Annotated in this window: 10 protein-coding genes; all 10 read right to left on the reverse strand. The window is 47.2% G+C overall.

Annotated elements, in window-relative coordinates:
• Positions 1 to 72 precede the first annotated feature (72 nt).
• The 10 genes from L6I86_RS02265 to L6I86_RS02310 all read right to left on the reverse strand — a co-directional run bounded on the left by L6I86_RS02265 (position 73) and on the right by L6I86_RS02310 (position 19,101).
• A complete protein-coding gene (locus tag L6I86_RS02265) occupies positions 73 to 5,235 on the reverse strand; it encodes a discoidin domain-containing protein (protein WP_236284290.1) in 5,163 nt (1,720 codons plus the stop codon).
• Positions 5,236 to 5,333: 98 nt separating this feature from the next.
• Complete coding sequence (locus L6I86_RS02270; RefSeq protein ID WP_236284291.1) at positions 5,334 to 6,182, reverse strand: carbohydrate ABC transporter permease; 849 nt, start codon at positions 6,180 to 6,182, stop codon at positions 5,334 to 5,336.
• A 13-nt stretch (positions 6,183 to 6,195) separates the two neighbouring features.
• Positions 6,196 to 7,116 carry a carbohydrate ABC transporter permease gene (locus L6I86_RS02275; protein WP_236284367.1) on the reverse strand — a complete coding sequence of 307 codons (921 nt, stop codon included), beginning with the start codon at positions 7,114 to 7,116 and terminating at the stop codon, positions 6,196 to 6,198.
• 82 nt (positions 7,117 to 7,198) lie between these two features.
• A complete protein-coding gene (locus L6I86_RS02280; protein WP_236284292.1) occupies positions 7,199 to 8,584 on the reverse strand; it encodes an ABC transporter substrate-binding protein in 1,386 nt (461 codons plus the stop codon).
• 232 nt (positions 8,585 to 8,816) lie between these two features.
• On the reverse strand, positions 8,817 to 10,007 hold the full coding sequence (locus L6I86_RS02285; RefSeq protein ID WP_236284293.1) for an S-layer homology domain-containing protein: 1,191 nt from the start codon (positions 10,005 to 10,007) through the stop codon (positions 8,817 to 8,819).
• Between the two features lie 208 nt (positions 10,008 to 10,215).
• The gene (locus L6I86_RS02290; RefSeq protein WP_236284294.1) at positions 10,216 to 11,487 is read right to left on the reverse strand and encodes an extracellular solute-binding protein; all 1,272 of its coding nucleotides are present in this window, start codon (positions 11,485 to 11,487) and stop codon (positions 10,216 to 10,218) included.
• 16 nt (positions 11,488 to 11,503) lie between these two features.
• A complete protein-coding gene (locus L6I86_RS02295; RefSeq protein ID WP_236284295.1) occupies positions 11,504 to 12,493 on the reverse strand; it encodes a substrate-binding domain-containing protein in 990 nt (329 codons plus the stop codon).
• Positions 12,483 to 14,279 (reverse strand): cache domain-containing sensor histidine kinase, encoded by a 1,797-nt coding sequence (locus L6I86_RS02300; RefSeq protein WP_236284296.1) that lies wholly within the window; start codon positions 14,277 to 14,279, stop codon positions 12,483 to 12,485. Before L6I86_RS02300 ends, L6I86_RS02295 begins: the two co-directional genes overlap by 11 nt.
• A complete protein-coding gene (locus L6I86_RS02305; protein WP_236284297.1) occupies positions 14,276 to 15,898 on the reverse strand; it encodes a response regulator in 1,623 nt (540 codons plus the stop codon). The genes L6I86_RS02300 and L6I86_RS02305 overlap by 4 nt, the downstream gene beginning before the upstream one ends.
• 137 nt (positions 15,899 to 16,035) lie before the next feature.
• Entirely contained in the window at positions 16,036 to 19,101 is a 3,066-nt protein-coding gene (locus L6I86_RS02310; RefSeq protein ID WP_236284298.1) for a discoidin domain-containing protein, read from the reverse strand.
• Positions 19,102 to 19,235: the final 134 nt, after the last annotated feature.

Here is a 19,235-nt window from a genome sequence, read left to right on the forward strand (position 1 = left end):
TAACTCAATTTGCATACCCTCCTTCAAATTAAAGACTGGCACCGGTCGTATTCCGATGCCAGATTCATCGAATTACTCCATAATCTTCCGCGCAATGAAGGCCAGATCTGTAATATCGATTTTGCCATCAAGGTTCGAGTCTGCGTGCTTGATACTCTCCCAATCCGAACTTGTCGACGTTTTACCATAATTCGCAGCCAATATACCCAAATCGCCGATCGATACTTTACCGTCATGGTTCATATCGCCCGGAATGCCAACAGGAGGAATCGGAGTAATTTGTACGCTAATTGAGGAGTTTGCAGCCTTGGACTCGCTGCCTTGTTCATCCCCGAGAGTCGTATCCGTTACCGCAATTGTGGCCGCATGAACCACGGAAAGCAGTTTCGATGTAAAAGTAACCTTGATCAGCTGCACATTTCCGGTAATGGCATGCCCTGCCCCTTGACTGGCGACAATCAGGCGAAGATTGCCTGCTCCGTTATTCACTTTCTGTACAATGCTTGTGCTCGAAAGTATCGGCTCTGCCGAAGTGAATGACATGACAGTTGGATCGTAGGTCAGTGAAATGTCTTCTGCATAAACCTGCTGCGTAACGCCATTCAAGCCATACGTAATTATGATCGGCTGACCGCTTGGAACGCTGCTGCTGCCCGTCAATACTGTAGTCGGAGCCCCAGGATCGGTCACTTTGACCACAATCGCCGCAGTCGCCTGCTTGCCTCCGTATGTTGCCGTGAGAACAGTTTCGCCAGGCGAAACACCAGTTAGGGTACCGTTTGCGATCGTTGCAAATGAGGAATTTGCGATCCCAAACGCGGATTGAGCCGTCACGTCTTGCCTGCTGCCATCCGAATACTGAGCAGTAACCTTCACTGCTTTGGCTTGGCCTTCCTTCACTTCATAGCTTGCTGCATCGAACACGATTGCTTGCAGCGCAGGTGCGCCAACTTGCTCATACACGTTCAATTCAGCAGCCGAAGCGAAGCCGCCAGCCCCTGCTGTGGCTTCAAGCTTTACATAACCAGCACGAACGGGAGCAAAATTCACTTCTTTGACGGATGCGCTCTTCGGCCATACACCGGTCGCAACCTTCGTAAACTGTACGCCATCTTGGCTTACATACACATTATAGGCTGTGATCGTGCCGTTGCCGCCATCCGGACGCGGCGTATACTCCAGCTTACTGATGGTATGCGTACCGCCCAAATCCAACTTAATCGATTGCGGCAGCGGATCGACGCCGAACCATTTGATATGCCACCATGTATCCGGATCGTTGTCGAGCGCATTACTCGGATCGTCTCCCGACTGGTAGCTTGTTGCCGTGGCCGTCATTTGACTTTGCGGGACTTTCACCAAGCTGGATTCCCCCGTTACAGTAACAACCACAGACGCGGTAAATCCACCCTCCGCCGTAGTGACAGTAATCGTGGCCGAGCCTGCCCCTTTCGGAGTGACAACACCGTTCTCATCGACCATCGCGATACCTGGATCACTGCTGCTCCATACAACCGATGTATTCGCTGCATTCAGAGGCGCAACCGTCGCTTCAAGAGCCACTGAAGCATCAAGAACATTCATATGCAGTTCCGTTTGATTCAGCGATACGCCGGTTACAGGAGCCGTGCCGATGATCGGCAAGCCAATCAGCTTCACATCTGCAATGCTGGCTTTCGTGGCTGCGTCAGGCAGACCTGTAATCGTAAGTCGCACGTAGCGGCCTTGGCTGCCGAATGTATCCTTCAGCACAGCGCCAGCTTCCGTATTGTTCATGCGGTTCAACACTTGAATCCAGTTGTTGCTGCCCGCCTCTCGGACTTCGAGTTTATACTTATACGCTTTGTCGCTCTGCCCAAACGAGATCTCAATGCCCTTAATCGCGTACATGTTACCCAAATCGGCAGACCATACATGGCCAGGGTTCGTATCAGCAGCCGACCACATCGTACCTGGATTTCCGTCGTTGGCGTTGCTTGCCGGGAAGGCAGCATCCTCACTATCCGCGCTCGCCGGCTTGCCTTTCACAATATCGCCCAGAACAGGCGGAGCCTTTGGCGCTTCATAAACGTCGATTTCGGATGCGGAGGCGTAGCCGCCGACTGCAGCCGTCGCTTCCAGCTTGACATACCTGGCATCAACTGCCGTGAATTGGATATATTTTTTCACATTGTTTCGTACCCAATTCCCCGTGCTGATTTGCGTATAGTTCGTTCCGTCCTTGCTGGCGTAGAGATTGTAGGACGTAATCGTTCCATTGCCGGCATTAAGCCTTGGCGCATAGCGGAATTGGCTGATGCTGCGGACTTTGCCCAAATCCACGATAATCGATTGCGGCAGTTTATCGGAACCGTCCCATTTCGTGTGCCAGAGGGAGTTGACATTGCCATCGATCGCATGTGAGGGCTCGTCGCCCGGCTGGAAGCTTGCAGCCGTTGCGGTCAATTCACTTTGCGGAATCGGCAGCGGGATTAAGACAGCGCCGTCTCTGTACACATTCAATTCTGCTGCAGCCGCAAAACCGCTAACACCAGCTGTCGCTTCCAATCTCACATATTGCGCTTCGGAGGTATCGAATGTCACCGTTTTTTCCAGCTTATCCGCATTCCATGTTCCGGTGGCGACCTTCGTAAAATTCGTTCCGTCTGTACTGACATAGATGTTGTAAGCGGTAACATTTCCGTCGGTCCCCATGTATTGTCTGGGCAAGTATTTCAGTTTATTCACTGAAAGCTTCGTACCGAGATTCAATGTGATCGATTGAGGCAACGGAGTACTGCCATCTAGCTTCGTGCTCCAGATCGTCTCCGTGCTGCCATCCAGCGCATTCTCAACTTTCGCAGTCGTATCGGCGCTCGAAGCCGATGCTACCATGTCTGCCTGCGGGATTTTCGTCGGATCGTTATCCAGTTCTGGCAGTGATATGTAAGTTGCGTCCGTAAGCGGAGTCGTATCTGCAGCAAAACCGGCAACTTTCAGTTCAAAGCCTTGATCGCTCGGCATATCCGGTGTTTTCACATAGACAATGCCGCCATGGTCCGCGCTATCAAAGTACCAGCCGCTTACAGCATTCGTCCATTCCGCTTTGCTTGCAAATTCCGTATATGCTAAGCCTCCGACTTCGACGCTCGTCGGTTTCGAATGCATATGAACCTGGAATTGGTTCGTCCGTGCTGACAGCTTGCCGTTATAATCACCGACGCTCGCTCCGACTTGGACTTTCAAATCACCTGTCCCGGTTTCCGGCGCGATCGAAGTAATGACCGTCTTCGCGAATTTGCCGCTGCGGTGCTCCTTCGATACACCGTCATCCTCATACATCGTGAAGCTGGACGTTTTGTACGGATAGATGTCGTATGTAATCGGATTTGGCGGCACTTGACCGTCATACAAAGTCTCCGGATACATGGGGATGATCGCACCCGCTTTGACGAGCAGCGGTAACCGGTTCAATGGCGCGCTGTATTCGTCAAGCATTTTGGACCCGTAATGTTCCGTACCTGTCCAGTAATCAATCCATTTGCCCTTCGGCAAGTAAATGCCGTTTCGGACTGTAGCATCTTTATAAACCGGTGCAACAAGGAGCGACCCGCCGGACATGAACTGGTACTGTGTCAACGTGCTCTTCGTATTCGGATCATTCGGGAATTCGTAAACCATCGCTCTCGTAAACGGTGCTCCCGACTCGTAGGCTTCATTCAAATAGGTGTAGAAGTAAGGCGTTAAACGCTGTCTGAGCTTCAAAATATCTCGATTATAGCTTGTGTATGGCTCTCCATAGCGCCATGGCTGCTTATCGACGGATGCCCAGCCTGACATGCCCATCAGAATCGGCGTAAAGGCTTTCCATTGCAAATCGCGCACATAGGTCTGAGGGCTGCCGCCGAAAATCCCATCCACATCACCAGTCGCATAGGTCATGCCTGACAACCCGGCGCCGATCATGGAAGGAATGTGGAAACGGATGTATTCCCAGTTCCCAGATTGATCTCCGGACCAGACGGCCGAATACCGCTGCGTACCGGCCCATCCGCCGACGGACCATACAAAGCCACGATCGTTCGAGTGGGTTTCAACTCCTTGATGAGCCTGTCTCGTCCCATCCAGCGCAAAGTCGTATCCCGGACCGACCCATGCTACATCGAGCTTGTTCAGACGAGTGCCTGCTTCGCCCACTTCCGTTGCGATATTCGCAAGGCCGTTCTGTGTCCACAAGCCGGTATAAAAGCCCAAATCATGAAGCTGCTGAACGGTGCTTGGCAGCTGCACATAGCCGCAGCCGTAGCCGTCGTTCGGCAGCAACCATCCGCCCGGCATGTCGTTGGAACGGAAGTCTTGCGCAACCTGTATCACATCAGGCGTCGTCAGCTTACCCGGCTTATTCGCACCAGTGTTGCTCGTGTTGTAGCAATCGGAGTCCCCCATGCTCATGCCCCATCTCGGGATGAGCGAAGGTTTACCAGTCAAGTCAGTATAGCTGTTTAATATATCTTTGAACGTCTCACCGTAAAAATAATAGGCATCAAAGCGGTTCTCATCGTGCGTTAACTTGGCAGGACTGCCGAAATTGTAAGTTCCGTCTTGGAACGTGTTCCGAAGCACCCCGTAGCCAGCTGTACTCAAATAAAACGGAGACGGATTGGATACGGTCCCGCTGCCCCAGTCGCCGTAATTTGCGGCAATCTGGATCGTCTTGTCACGGTGAGAGAAAAATCCGTTCTGCATTCCTCCGCCGTAGTAGTACTCATCCGCTCCTCTACCGAGCGTCTGGGTCGTCGACGCAGCGCTGTAACTTAGCGGTGACATCTCTTCCCACACGACAGTTTGATTATCGCTCTTGTACATGGCGAACTTGAGCGGACTTTTGTAGGCGCGCAGCACAAACTTGCCCGTCGCCATCTTGTAGTAAGTGCCCTCATCGGACCAATTGACAGAGACCGAACCGAAATCTTCCTTGATCACGATCGGCTCTTTGGGCTCGGACGAGAATTTGCCTGACAGCGTTTGGTAATTGCCGCCTACGCCAAGCCAAATGCGCACGATGTCGTCGCGATTAAAGATGACTTTCACCTGATCGGAACCTGAAGTAATTTTGAAAGTTTTATCGTCTGTTTTCTCAAAGCCCGTAATGTCTCCTACCGTCGCCGCATATGTCGTCGTCCCGTTGATGAACATGATCACGAATACGAACACTAAGCAAAAAGTAATACCCAAAGCGTGTTTAAGCGTTTTCAAATCAGACACTCTCCTCATTCATCCTTAACCTCATTTGGCCAAACTTCCGAGGCGATGCACGTTCCTTCCGATATTCACCCCTTTCTAGCCATTCAGGCTTAACCCTTCAATGCACCGGCCGTTATGCCTCCCGTAATTTGCTTTTGAAATAGGATAAAAAACACAATCGTAGGCCCCATTGAAAGGATGAGCGCTGCAAAGAGCGGTCCCCACTCCGTCCTATACTGCATTTCGCCCTGCATGACCGCAATCGCGACCGGTATCGTATATTTTGTTGGATCATTCATCAGGATGAGCGCGAAAACATATTCATTCCAAATATTCAGCACAGTGATAATGGCTACAGACATCAAGCCGGGCTTAGCCAACGGCAGCATAATCCGAAAAAAGATGCCGTAGTGCGAAGCGCCGTCCATTGCTGCGGCTTCTTCCAGCTCATAGGGCAGCGATTTGAAAAAACTAACTAATACGAAAACAGCGAACGGCACGGCGGTTACCGTATACACGAAGATTAGGCCCAATAAATGGTTCGTTAAATGAAGATCGCTCAGCAAAAAGAATAACGGGATGATGCCGAGAAAGGTTGGAATCATCATGTAGGCAAGATAGGAATAGTAAAGCAAGCCGTTTCCTCTGAAGGAAAACCGGGCGATTACGTAAGCCGTCGTTGCCGATAAAAGCACGCCCGCTGCGGTGCTCACAATGGTTACAACCAATGAATTCATAAAATTGTGGGCGAAGTTATATTTTTCCCATACAAATGTGAAATTGCTCCAAAGCAGCGGAAGCTTCGGCAAATCCCAAGGCTTGCCCAGGAAAAACTGCTGGTTGTTCTTCAAAGCGCTTAAGACCGTCCAGATCAGCGGATAAAGGACGCAAATCGACCAAACGATCAGGCTCATTTTGAAAAAGATACGACTGACTGGACTGAGGATTCGTTGATTCATATGCATGGCTCCTCTACGTTATTTCAATGGTTTCTCTCTTCATCAGCCGCTGAAGAGCTGCTGTCGTTATGAGAGAAAGAACCAGGATTAGCACACCGATCGCAGACCCATAGCTGAATTTACCGAATTTAAATGCATTCAAATACAGATACGAACCCATAACCTGCGTGGCGTTGTCGACGCCGCCTTCGAAGGTCATGATCGTGACGATGACGAAGGATCCGTTCAGCGTCGTCATGACAATCCATAGCACGGACGTCTTGACCTGCTCCCACGACAACGGCAGTGTAATCAGCCAAAATTGGCTCCACTGTGAAGCGCCGTCGATGTCAGCGGATTCATATAAGGACGATGGAATGCTCAGAATACCGGCAACTAGCAAGATGATTGTAAAACCGATGCCGGCCCAAATCGATGGCGGCAGCAGCGCAAAGATCGACCATTTATCGCCCAACCAGGCGAAATCGAAGGGTTTATCTGTAAACAAGGAAAGAAAAGAATTCAGGAAGCCAAGGTTCGGATTATACACATAGCGCCAGAGAACGCCTACAACAACAACTGAAAGCACATTTGGAATAAAAAATACAATCCGATAAAAGCCCGAACCTTTGATGTTGAACCGGGTTAGTGCTACTGCGAAAAACATGGACATGACCATAAACCCGACCACTTTCCCGATGACCAGGATATAGTCGTTGCGAATGGACTTAGCGATCACTGCATCATGCAGCAACTCTTTGAAGTTGCCTAGTCCGATAAAGTTATAGGTCTCGGAACCGCCGGACCAATCAAACAAACTCAGATAAATGCCTTTCAACATCGGATAGACAGTAAAGACGAGATATAGGAGCAAAGTTGGAAGGGTAAAGGAGAGAATAAATAGATTCCGCTTCATCTTCGCAGTGCCGTTTCTAACAGTCTTGCGCTCTTGCATACTATCCTCCAATCTAAATATTCGAATCATACAAGGGAGTCCAAAGGACTCCCAACGTATCATTCAAATCTTTATGGGCGTGTTATTTCTTTTCTTTGCTGCGGATTTTCTCTGTCGCTTCTTCCATGCGATCCGCCCACTGCTGCGGCGTAATTTCGCCCTTGGTCAACGCAACGGTCGCGTTATTTCTAGCTGTGACCAGTTCCTCTGGAATAACGATCTCAGGCGCTACGACGGTATTCGGGGAGTTGTAGAATTTGGCTGCCTCTTTCGTAAGCGCAGGCGCGTTCGTGCCTTCGAGGTCCGCTTTAATGTTGGAAGGGGCTTTCGAAAGCTCCGCCCATGCTTTACTTTGCTTTTCTGTAAAGATATATTGGATGAAAGCTTTGGCCGCTTCCGGATTTTTTGCTTTTTTTGCTATGGCGACTGTTGCCGTGTATGGATTTGCGACGTACTTGCCGCCTTTGTCTTGGCCGATTGACGGTAAGAAGCCGAACTCAAAGCCTGCAGGAACGTCCTTCGCCATCTCACTCTCAACCCAAATGCCAGTCGGAATGAAAGCTGCTTTGTGCTGCAGCCATTGGGATTGGGAATCTGTATGATTCAACGCTGGAGATCCTTTGTCGATGAAGCCCTTATCTCGCATTTCTACAATTTTGGCAAGCGCCTTCATGACTGGCTCGCTTTTCCAAATCCCTTTTTCAAGCGAATTGATTCGCTTAAAGATCGAAGTATCATAGTTGTTCATCGCGATGATCGTTGGGTCCAACAAGCCACCGTTAATGTAATAAGGATAAACACCTGTATGGATGTAAGGACTCATGCTGCCTTCAGCTTTAATCTTGTCGCCTAGAGCAAGGAAGCTTTCGAAATCCGCAGGAGCTTGCCAGCCTTTACTTTTAAACAACGCCTTATCGTAGAATGTCCCCCACGATCCGAAAACTAGTGGAATGGCATAGGACTTGCCCGGTTTGTATTCTTCAGGCTGGGCGATCAGGAGATCCGCAATTTTTTTACCGTCAACATTCTTCGCTTCCTTCAGCCAGTCTGTAATGTCCATGAGCTGATCGTCGGTTACCATTTGTCTTGTATTGGATCCAGCACCGTCAATGTATACGAAATCGGGCGGATTCCCTTGAAGCCAACGTGGTTTCATTTGGTCGTTGATTTTAGCTCCTGCCGACTCTTTGATCTTGAGGTCCGGATTCTGCTTTTGGAATTCGGCAATGACTTGTTTCCACCACACATCGCCGTAACCGCCGACAAAATACTGAACTTCAAAGTCCCCAGTAAGCTTCGAGCCCTGAGGCTGACTGCTTACAGCGGGTGCTGCGCTTTCAGCCGGGTTGGCGCTTCCCAGAGGCTTCTCCGTCGGATTGGGCGAATTCGTGCCGCTTCCGCAGCCAGTTGAAAGTAATACCGTTGATAAAATCATGCTCCATGCCATTGTTTTTTTGGAATTTCTCATTTGCGATGACCTCCTTTTAATTTTACTCCTTTATCTTATTGATTTATCCGGCATCGAACCATTGAATTTCGTCCTGTAAATAGTGAATACAGTACTGTCTTTTGGGGCATCGTATTCATTTCCAAAAAAAATAGAAGCGCCCCTAAGGACGCCTCTACTTCTTGTTGATTCCATATGAAACGTGCGATGTAAGTTAGTTCATCATTGTATACCAGTGCCTCAGATGCGAGGATTAGTCCAAGCTGTCTAAGAGTGCTTTCAATTGCGGGTTTAAGTTCAATGCATTCAGAATGACCGTAAGCGCCTCTGAACGTGTTGAGTTGCCATGCGGATCAAATATCCCCTCTTCCTTGCCGTTGATGATACCAGCTTCGGCCGCTTCTTTGATTTGGTTCACTGCATAAGAGCTTGCGTCTGCCAAATCTGTCAAGTTGCCCTTGGATGCATCTTTATCCAGTTTGCTCAAATTGACAACTCGGGATAAAATAACGACCATTTCTTCCCGGCTGATCGTTTGATCCGGTCTAAAGGTTCCGTCCTCGTATCCAGCAATCACCCCTGCGCTGGCGAGTTTCTCGATAACACTTTTCGCCCAGTGACTGTCGATATCATTTAATGCAAGGGAATGATTCGCACTACTGCTGATATTGAATACGCGCGCGATCATCGCTCCAAACTCGGCGCGTGTAATGTTGTCGTCCGGATGGAACGATCCATCCTCATATCCATCGATAACTTTTAGTTTTACGAACTTGCCAATGGTCTTTTCGGCCCAGTGTCCTTTCGTGTCAGACAATTCAATCTTCGCATTCGATTTCAAGGCTTCCGTTACCTTAGACTCGATAGATTGAATCAAATCTTTTTCATTTACAATGTCACTATTAAACATATCAACTATAGGTTTTACTGGCGGTTTTGTATTCTTTTCATTTACATTAACCTTTACTTTATTGTTGCCTGAAACAACATTAGACACTAGCTGCGAATTGACAACTTTCACGCTGTCTATTGAAATTTCGGCCGGTCCTTTACTAACTGCTTTCATTCTCACCTTTGCCAGCGTTACGTCCCCGTTCTTGCCTGGAATCTTGCCCATCAGCGTATTCGCAATTTGAGCTTTGTTCCCTTTCACCAGAGGACCTACGGTAAAACCGTCATTAGCTGCGTTTACATTCTGATAGTCCGTATCTCCTGCAACAGGAACTTGCAAACGGCTGGAATCGAAAGATAAATTGACTTCATAGGCATACAAGTCGCTTACTTGCTTACCTTTCACTGTCACCAGGAAGTAATCACCTGCTGAGATTTTGTCCTCTTGAATGGAAAGTGAAAAGGTTTCACCACCGCTTGCATGTATAGCGACTGAAGGAAGTAAGAGCATAGATAGTAGGAACATCAGGCTGAGTATATGTTTTTTTATCATTGTGGAAGATCTTCCTTTCGTAGTAGACTTCTGATACTTATTATCTCCAGTTGTTTCACATGCTATTTCGTTTATGACTGCTGAATGAATATCCTCCCTTATTCGGAATAAAAACCATTTAAACCGCTTTCAACTAATCATAATAAGAGTCCGTCTATTAAAACATGATATTTCCTACGAATTACTTGATATATTTTGTGTGTGCGCATTAACTTTTACTTAACGCAATTTGCTGCAGCCGATCCAACGCTTGTTGGGGCGTCATTTGCCCAAGAAGTACGGCCTGCCCCATGTTTCTAGTCGCGTTAAGCACGGCGGACCAAGCGGGATGCTGGATGGGATAAAATTTGGCTTGCTGGATCCAATCGAGATTTTGCTTCATGACGGAATCTCTTCCTGCCATCTTCTCGCCTACTGTGTTGATCGTTGGAATGAAGCCTTCTCGGCGAACAAATTCCTCATAACGCGCATCCTCATAAATAAAGTCGAGGAACTTGGACAATGCGTCCTTGTTCGTATGATTCGTCCGGAACGACATCCAAACATCCTGCACGCCTAGTACTAAAGGCGTTTGGCCTTCCTTGACCGGGATCGGTCCTTTCCCCCACTTTAACCCGGGAAATTCATGGGGCACGACCGTCTCGAAATAATTGCCGGATATGAGCATGCCCATCTTGCCGTTGCCGAGTATACGTTGTTTTTCATCACGCGTCGTGACTGTGGGGTCTGGATCCGTTAATCCTTTGTCATAAAGATCCTTTAGGAATTGAATGCCTTCTACATTACTGGGCGAATTAATCGCCCATTCTCCATCCTTCATCCAACCTCCGCCGGCACCATAGAAAAAATAGGAGAGATAAGCCCAAATCTCGTTATCTGTCAGATCGACACCGAATCCGTCCACTTGTTTCATATTTTTGATTTGGCGCGCAACATTCTCTAGCTCTTTCCAAGTTTTAGGCGGACCTGCAATACCTACCTCGTTAAAAATATCTTTGTTGTAATACATTTCCCTAATCGTCGATGCATATGGAACTGTGAAACGCGTACCATTCCACTTACCGGTTTCCGTGAAATAGGGATAAATTTTCGCTTGAAGTTCGGGAGAAAGCAGCTCATCCATCGGATTCAGCAAGCCATCTTTCGCAAAATGCGCGTAAATGTTTGAAAGCAGCAAGTCCGGGGGCTGGTTGCGACTGATCATTGTCGTGTAGGCACCATCCATAATATCCCAGTTAATGACTTGCAGCTCGACCTCGATATTCGGATATTTCGTCTCGAAATCCCTCACCAGGTGTTCAAAAAATGGCTTGGTCGCCGAACTGTACTCCGGAGCAACGAAGGAAATAAAAGCCTTTGGATCAGGCTCGGCCGATGCTGTGCCACGCTCCTCTTTCGTGCATCCAGAGAGAGGAATCACCAATAGCAGAAGCGGCACGCCACAAAACAATGATATTTTACGCACAATTGCAATACTCATGTGTTCCCTCCTATTGTTACTTCTCCACTAAAGGAAAGAGCAGCTCTTGATTTTGCTGCGTGTACATGTTGTCTTTGGTGATGACTAACGCCTCCATCATCGAGATCGGTTCGACTTTAATCCCGTTCAAAACCTTTTCAGCTGCTTCGACCGACAGGTACCCCATGTTGAACGGCTTTTGTACAATCGTGGCCTGCAATCGGCCTTCTTCCAATAGCTTGACTTGATAAATGGAGTTATCAAAACCGACGAGCTTTACGTGATCCGTCCGTTTATACTCTTTGAGTGCTCTTGCGGCCCCTAACGTTGCTTCCTCATCTAATCCGGCTATCCCCTGGATGTCCGGGATCAAGGACAACAGCTTTTTGACTTGCTCATACGCAGCGTCTTCGGTTGAATCGAAATAAAAAGTGCCTGCATTTTCAACTCCATCCAGGCTTGCAATAGTTTCTTTAAATCCTTTCTCACGTTCCTGTTCAGCCAAAGAGCTCTTGCTATCGCAAAGCGCCAGCACTTTCGTCGGTCCGCCATTTCGTATGTCCGCCAAGCTCATGCCGATTTGCTTACCTGCTTCAACATGATTGGTAGCAATTAGGCTATCTCCTTCAGCACCATCAATAAGCGAATCGATTAAGATTAGCTTAATGCCGGATTCCTTTATTTTCTTAGCCATCGGCGCAAGCTTTCCAGCATCGGTTGCTGCAAGGATGACAGCATCAGGCTTAGCGGCCAGCACATCATTCAAATTACGGATTTGTTCGTCCGTATCCGTCTCGAATAGCGGCCCCGTCATGCTGATTTGGATATTGAACTCCTTCGCAGCCGCTTTCACGCCGCTGCTTACCATCTGCCAGTAGTCGGAGCGAATATTGTTCGTTTTCAACACGACAGCGATCACATGTTTCCTTGAATTCATCATACGAAACGTATCCACGACGTGTACGGCTAGTAATCCAATTAGAACAGCCAGCAGTACAGCCAAAAGTACGGGGTTCTTATACGCCATCCATTGCTCCTTTCCCAGCGATCAAGGGAACTACAATCGTAACCTCGGTACCTACCCACCGCTCGCTGTTAAAGCTGAGTCCATACTCATGACCATATAGCTTGATTCGCTCATCCACATTGCTGACCCCGATTCCTTTCATGGTTCGGTTCTTCGCCTCCCAAATTTGAATCAATTTGTCCGGCTCCATGCCGACCCCGTTATCTGCAACAACAAACACGATGGTTTCTCCATGCGCCTTACCAGTAATATGTATGAAGCCAGGCTCAAGCTTGTTTTTTATTCCGTGATAAATCGCATTTTCAACGATAGGCTGCAAAATAATTTTAGGAATGTGATGTTCAAGAATGTCCGGATCTACGTCGATAGCAAAGTCAAGATTATCTTTATATCTAAGCTTTTGAATCTGCAAATAGTTGCTAATATGCTCCAGTTCTGCGCGAACGGGAATAGTTTCATCATTTTTATGAATAATGGCGCGAAACAGCTTAGCCAACGAAGATGTCATCAGAACGACCTCTGCATGCTTCTTTCGTTCCGCCATCCAAATGATTGAATCGAGCGTATTGTACAAAAAATGAGGGTTGATCTGCGCTTCCAGCAGCTTCATTTCGCTCTTTCGTTTGATTTCCTCGTTATGTATAAGTTGGCTCATTAAATCTTTGATTCTGCTCACCATCATATTGAACGACCGGCCCAACTGGCCGATTTCATTCTCGCTGCGAACCTCTGAGCGAATGTCGAAATTGCCTTTTTCCACCTGCTTCATGCTGTTTTGCAGCACTTTAATCGGCCGCGAAAGATGCCGTGAGATGGCAAAAGAGAGGTATAGAGCAATGACCAGCGCCAATATTGTCCATGAGAAATAAGACAATTTGATCTGATATTGGTTGGCGATCATTTCGCTCGCATAGGCAACTCCGACAATTTTCCATCCGAAATGAGTTTCTTGGATGGAATAAATCCGTTTATTGTTGCCCGCCCCCGCAATGAAACTGCCGCTGCCGGCTGATCTTACTTGATCGACCATCTCCGTTTTGAGATTGCTGGTAATGAGCTTTTGCTGAGGATGATAGACGATGTTCCCGTCCTTATCGACGATGAACACGTACCCTCTACGTCCAAGTTTAATCTGATTGCAAATTTCGTTGATCACGCTCAGATTCAAGTCAACCAAAAAAATACCGTCCCCCGTAATGCCGTCAGCACTTTTCAGTTCCCGGCTCAAAGACACGACCCAGCGGTACTCGTTTTGGATCATATTTTGAACATGGGGGGCCGTGATGACGGATCTACCTCCCTCCAATCGCGCATGTTGATACCAGGTCTGCTCCTCAATTTTGGTATTCTCGTTCAAGCTAGTGATTCTGCGGTCGGATACGAATCGCCCGTTATAGCCGAAAATCATGATCGATGCAATATCTTTGCGTGAAATCAAGATCGATTGAAACAGATCGGATATTCTTTTCTCGTATGGCCTTCGCTCCTCGTCGCTAATGAAGCTTGTGCCCGATATGTAATACTTTACGTCTTTGTTCGCCATAGCGAGCATCCCAATATTATCCATATTCGTGATGTAGGACTGAATGTTACTATTTACCTGCTGAATGATTTCCGATATGTAGTGCTCCGAATTCCCTTCAACCGCTTGGGCGGACAAATAATAAGAGATGAAGCTCGTGATCGCGATTGAACCCAGAATCAAGAACGAAAATGCGAGGGAAATGCTGGATTGAATGCTTCGAAATTTAAAAAATTGAAGCCCCTCTTCCCATCCTTTTCTCATCCTGCCGTCTCCTTCGTGAGCTTTTCTCGATATTCGGTGGGGGTTGTCCCCATATGCTTTTTGAAAAGCACACTAAAGTATTGGGGGTCGCTGTATCCCACTTTCTCGGCGATTTCGTAGAATTTCATGGGGGTATGCCGCAGTAAATCCTTTGCTTTGTCTAACCGGATTCGCGTTACGTATTCCATGATCGTTTGTTCCGTATGCTGCTTAAATACGGCGCTGAAGTAGCTTTTACTTAGATGTACATGACGGCAAAGATCATGGATTGTCAAATTCTCGTTATGATAATGTTCCTCGATATAAGCGATAACACTGCGGACCTGCATTTTCGTCAAATCGTTACGCTGAACAGCAATGTAGGCAATCGCTTCCTTACAGATGTCCTGGAGCCATTGCTCGATTTCGTCCAACGTTTTTAAACGGTTCACATTTTTGAAAATCAACTCGTGTCCTTTAAAGTGATCGCTTTCGTCTCCGACTAACTCGTGAATCGTATTCACAATCGCAATAAGGATGGACTGAATCTGCAAGTAACAGGCATCGATCGGCATTAATGAGTCTTTCAGACGGGAAATTAATTGTTGAATGAGGGCATGAGAATCTTTGTTCGCACCTGTTTTGATCATGGTGGCGAACCTGCGGCTCCATTCCATGTCCAGCCAATGCATGGCGTTATGCGCTCCCTCCATATCTTGAATAGAGATAACACGATTAGCTCCCAGCATAAAGCGGTAGTCCAGCGCCGAAATCGCACCATTGTAAGAGATTGACAACTCGCTTAATGCGCTGCATAAGGTACCGATACCAGCGGTAACCGTGAATTTCAAATATTTCTCAATACAAAATCGGATCACCTCAGCTAAATGGAAAGCCGCGTCATATAGTACCTCTTCCGCTTCACCGTAAAATAGGATGACCATCCGATCTTCTCTCGTACGGAAGTTCACCGCTTTTTTGCCTTCCAGGACCTCTTGTACAATATTGTATGCCGCAGAACGGAGAAGCTCCGGATCGTTGTCCCATCTGCCTTTGGTTATGTCACTTAATTCGTCAAGATCAATAGCTGCAACCAGATAAGGAGGGAGCATTGTCGGAATGCGGAAGTAGTGGAGCCTATCTTGCATTTGCCCGTCTTTTAAAGTGCCGCCTACCATCTGTTCGAGAAAACGTTCCCTTAATAACGGCAGACTCTGCTGAAGCTGTATTTTGAGATGAGTCAGATTTTCTCGATGCTCCGCTTCTTTGTCCATATCTGATCTCACCTTTTCCAGCAGAGCGCGGAGTTCATATGCAGTAATCGGCTTGACGATAAAGTCGTATACTTGTAACCTCAGCGCTTGTTGAACATAATCAAATTCATCATGAGCGGTAAGGATAATGACTTTGATATAGGGATACTTCATCTGAATGTTCCGGGTCAACTCGATCCCATCCATAAATGGCATGCAAATATCGGAAATGACTAGATCCGGTCTCGATTCTGCAATCACTTCCAAAGCTTCCCTTCCATTCGCGTAATCGCCTATGCATTCAAAACCGTATAGTTCCCAATCGATACTCTCTTTGATGCCTTCCCGCACTTCGGATTCGTCATCCACAATCATGATTTTGTACAATGATAAGGACCTACCTTTCCAATATATGGACAATCATGCGAGCGTTTTCAAAGTGATTCTATGCGATATTCGGCTCTAAAAGGCCAGCCAGCAATCGCTGGTTGGCCCAATTTGTTCGGAACTGTAATTTGGATGATTTACTCTATTAATTTTCTGGCCACGAACGCAAGATCATCCACATCGATTTTGCCATCAACATGTACGTCTGCTTGCTTCACTTGATCCCAATCTGTGCTAGCAGATGTTTTACCGTAATTCGCTGCAACGATAGCAAGATCACCGATGCTTACTTTATTGTCATGGTTGACGTCGCCTGGGATTCCCGCAGGAAGCGTCGTAATGCGCACGTCGACCGAAGAAGCTTGCGCCATTGTTTCCGCTCCCTGCCCATCACTCAGCGTTGCGTCGGTTACAGCAATCCTTCCCGTCACCGTCTGCGTCACAGCTTTGGCCTTGAACTTGAGTTCAAGAATCCCGGCATCGCCTGTCACAGCTGTACCTAAGCTCGCGAGAATAAACCGGAGTTTGCCGATTGTTTCCTGCCTTGTATTTACAAATTGATTGGTGTCATTCAAAGCATGGGCCGAAACGAACTCAAAAGCGCTCGGATCGTAGTCCAGCTTAAAATCTTGTGCATATACGCTTTGTGTGACGCCGCCCTGCCCCAGCTGTACAGTGAATTCCTCGCCTGCCTGAACGGTGCCTCCTGCGGATAGCTTCGTTAAAGCGACGTTTGGCTGATTGGTAACGTGATACACATTAATTTCAGCTGCAGATGCCCATCCGCCTTGCCCTGCGGTTGCTTCCAGCTTAATAAAGGATGCTCTCGTCGCCGGGAACTCCGCTGTTTTCTCCGTCTTGTCTTTTGCCCAAGTTCCACTTGCGACGTTGGTGTACTGGATGCCATCCGTACTCGCATAAACATTGTAAGCCGTAATCATTCCGTTACTTCCCCCGCCTTGTCTAGGGAGAACCTTGATTTTATTCACGTCGTAAGTACCGCCGAGATTCAATGTGATTGATTGCGGCAGCGGATCAGACAAATCCCACTTCGTATGCCAAATGGTATTGGGATCTTCATCGAGCACATTGAAGGCTCCGTTACTTTCATTTTCCAATTCCTCACTTGTTGCCGATGCCGTCATCTCCGACTGGGGAATTGCTGGATTGGGATCCGGGGGTGATTCTTTACCTACTACACTGATATTATCAAACTGTGCTTGGTTCCACCCGCTGCCCAGACCCGCCATTCCTTTTCCTCGTCTGCTGTCGGTAATCGAAGCGATTTCGTTATTGTCTACATAGGCTTTGATATTGGTCCCCATAAAGGATAACTTTAAATTATGCCATGTATCCGCAGAAAATCCGGAAATTGTTCCTGACGCAAGTGTTACATCGTCGCCTGTCTCATAGGTATAAGGATCACAATAGCATAGATTCCACTCCCCGTTGTCGTCAATGCCGAGCCTATATCCCGTATAATCATATACGTTTCCACCGGATAATGCCCTGCCCACTCTACCGTATATACTGACCGAACCTGAATTCTCAATTAGCGTATCTACGTTGTAATCATAGTCCTGCCACTTTAAGTCTCCGAATTCGGTGAATGTACTTGGATTTGTAGAATCCCCTCTATCCCCCCAGCTATTCCATGGAATTATCGGTTTTGAAATGACCTGACGCAAGGTCTTTCCGGCTCCACCTCCGAAGCTGTTGCTTACTTCGAACGCCCCTTCGATATCGTAGGTATACTTTGGTGTTTTGCCTACTGCATAGCTTTCAAAATTCTCACTGTAACTCTTTGTAAAAGAATTATTGGCTGGTATAGGATTTGCAGCAACACCTTTGTGCTGTCCCGTTGTGGTTGTCAATGAATAGATCGAATTTGCCTCAAGATTAATCGAATACGAGCCTGCATTGACCGGAATATCATTTTGCTGAATAAACTGCTCACTACTGTTTGATTTCCATACATGAACCGCCCCGGTAGAAAGCCCCCCGGAAAGGTTAAAGGTCATAGATTCGGGTGATCCCCCCGTTACTATAACCGTACTATAATCTCCGCTGTTAGGCTTTTTAAAGGTTACATAGGAAGTTCCACTTGATGTGACGCCGCAACCGCTGTCCAAATATTTCCATCCAGGTTGAGCAAATTGGGTTGTATGTGCTGCTACCCATACGGTCGGCTGTACAATATAATTGCCTGACCAAGGTGTATTGGCCTCCATGATACCGGAATGGGCCCATTTTGCATTATTGTATTGGGAGTTAATTGCGTGCCAGACACTGGTCTTCGTAAGTTTAGCATTCACATAGTTGAGGTTCATTTCCTTTGCGAGGTTAAATGCGCCCTTCCAATCGCCAATTCCGGTCCAGCCTTCGCTTTCCCAAATCGGCAGTCCGCTATTCAGAGCATTACTTGTAGATGTACTATTGACGTAGTGGTATCCGATTGCTGCTACTGCATTTTTTAACTCGGGATCGTTGACAATTTGATTGGCGAAAGCCCAATTATCGCTTAATATATCGGGTGCTACAATTTGGACATTGGAGAGACCGTTCCTATCCAATGTTGGTCGCAATATATGTACAATATAATCTCGTACCTGCTGGGATGTCCCATTAAAATTTTCGTTCTGGTTACCGCCAATGTAATCCAGATCATAGCCCCAGACGCTTTTTAATCCCTTGATATAACTGACAAGATAATCCGCATTGTCTTGGGACCATATATTACCATCGCCTATCCAGCCTGGCGCTCCCCACTGCAAGCCGGATAGCTTGATATTGGGGTTTCTCTGTTTCGCTTCGTGGATTAGCCAGGTTTCATAACCTCGTGTCATATTCGGATTGGCATTTTCTTCTCTTGTCCTTGCATGACTCGGCTCAGTTCCACTGGTAGAATTGATATCTCCGCCGATTTCTACTTTGAGTTCTTGATAAGAAGCTCCAAAATTAGGTTTAAAAAGATAGTCCAAAATATCACTACGATAGGGCTCAGGATAGTCAATAAGAAGCTTAGTATTGCCCCCGCCGCCGCTTAACACACCTTCTCCGTCAAAGATTCTCCCCGCACCGGCTCCGTCAATATTGACGGTTGTACTACTCGCTGCATGAACACTTGAACTGATCGTAAACGATGTTGCAGAAACAGCAGCTATTAATGCAATACACGATAATTTTTTAAACTTATTTAACATATATTTCATCCTCCTTTATCGGGATAGAGTACTTAAAAACGCTTTCATAATAATTGTAAAGGTTTTCGCCCCTATTAAAATGATATAATCTACGATTTCCCTCTCATTTTTTATCCTAATCCCAAAAAATAGAA

Source organism: Paenibacillus allorhizoplanae, assembly GCF_927798215.1.
Classification (GTDB): domain Bacteria; phylum Bacillota; class Bacilli; order Paenibacillales; family NBRC-103111; genus Paenibacillus_E; species Paenibacillus_E allorhizoplanae.

Excerpts from the sequence above, each read along its gene's own strand:
- L6I86_RS02270 (WP_236284291.1), bottom strand. The coding sequence starts at position 6,182 with ATGAATCAACGAATCCTCAGTCCAGTCAGTCGTATCTTTTTCAAAATG.
- L6I86_RS02275 (WP_236284367.1), bottom strand. The coding sequence starts at position 7,116 with ATGCAAGAGCGCAAGACTGTTAGAAACGGCACTGCGAAGATGAAGCGG.
- L6I86_RS02280 (WP_236284292.1), bottom strand. The coding sequence starts at position 8,584 with ATGAGAAATTCCAAAAAAACAATGGCATGGAGCATGATTTTATCAACG.
- L6I86_RS02285 (WP_236284293.1), bottom strand. The coding sequence starts at position 10,007 with ATGATAAAAAAACATATACTCAGCCTGATGTTCCTACTATCTATGCTC.
- L6I86_RS02290 (WP_236284294.1), bottom strand. The coding sequence starts at position 11,487 with ATGAGTATTGCAATTGTGCGTAAAATATCATTGTTTTGTGGCGTGCCG.
- L6I86_RS02295 (WP_236284295.1), bottom strand. The coding sequence starts at position 12,493 with ATGGCGTATAAGAACCCCGTACTTTTGGCTGTACTGCTGGCTGTTCTA.
- L6I86_RS02300 (WP_236284296.1), bottom strand. The coding sequence starts at position 14,279 with ATGAGAAAAGGATGGGAAGAGGGGCTTCAATTTTTTAAATTTCGAAGC.
- L6I86_RS02310 (WP_236284298.1), bottom strand. The coding sequence starts at position 19,101 with ATGTTAAATAAGTTTAAAAAATTATCGTGTATTGCATTAATAGCTGCT.